Annotated in this window: 1 protein-coding gene; it reads left to right on the top strand. The window is 68.3% G+C overall.

All coding sequences use genetic code 11. The features are described 5' to 3' along the window. The coding region (locus RM572_RS28550) for a non-ribosomal peptide synthetase (protein WP_311676273.1) at positions 1-1,071 on the top strand (1,071 nt) is incomplete at both ends.

Raw genomic sequence — 1,071 nt, forward strand, 5'->3', positions numbered from 1 at the left:
CGGCGACACCTGGCTCCAGTGCTCCCCCATCCCCTGGGACGCCTACGCCCTCGAACTCTTCACCCCCCTCCTCCACGGCGCCACCTGCATCCTCCAACCCGGAACCCGCCCCGACCCCGACACCATCACCCACCTCATCACCACCCACCAACCCACCCACCTCCACCTCTCCGCCAGCCTCTTCAACCACCTCCTCGACACCCACCCCGGTCTCTTCAGCCACACACGCCACACCCTCACCGGCGGCGAACCCCTCTCCGTCCCCCACACCACCAAAGCCCTCAACAACCACCCCCACCTCACCCTCACCAACGGCTACTCACCCGTCGAATCCACCATCTTCACCACCACCCACACCATCACCCGCGAAGACACCCAACGCCCCACCATCCCCATCGGCACCCCCCTCCCCACCAAAAACACCCTCCTCCTCGACCCCCACCTCAACCCCGTCCCACCCGGCACCATCGGCGAGATCTACATGACCGGCACCGGACTCGCCCACGGCTACACCCACCAACCCGCCCTCACCGCCGAACGCTTCACCGCCAACCCCCACGGCCACCCCGGCGAACGCATGTACCGCACCGGCGACCTCGCCCGCCAACTCCCCAACGGCACCCTCGAATACCACGGCCGCACCGACCACCAAATCAAAATCCGCGGCTACCGCATCGAACCCACCGAAATACAAACCACCCTGTCCAGCATCCCCACCGTCCGACAGGCCGCAGTCCTCCCCCACGACCACAACGACACCACCCAACTCGTCGCCTACGTGGTGGCGGAGGAGGGGACGACGTCCGCCACGCTGCGTTCCCGGCTGGCGGAACGGCTGCCGGAGTACATGGTGCCGAGCGCCTGGGTCTTCCTCGACGCGCTGCCGCTGACCCCCAACGGCAAACTCGACCGCGCCGCCCTCCCCACACCCCAGCAGCCCGCCACCACCACCGGCCGGCCACCCCGCACCCCCCGCGAAGAGATCCTCTGCACCCTCTTCGCCGACGTCCTCGGCCTCGACACCGTCGGCGCCGACGACAACTTCTTCCACCTCGGCGGACACAGCCTGCT

Source organism: Streptomyces hazeniae, from assembly GCF_031845485.1.
In the GTDB taxonomy this organism is placed as follows: domain Bacteria; phylum Actinomycetota; class Actinomycetes; order Streptomycetales; family Streptomycetaceae; genus Streptomyces; species Streptomyces hazeniae.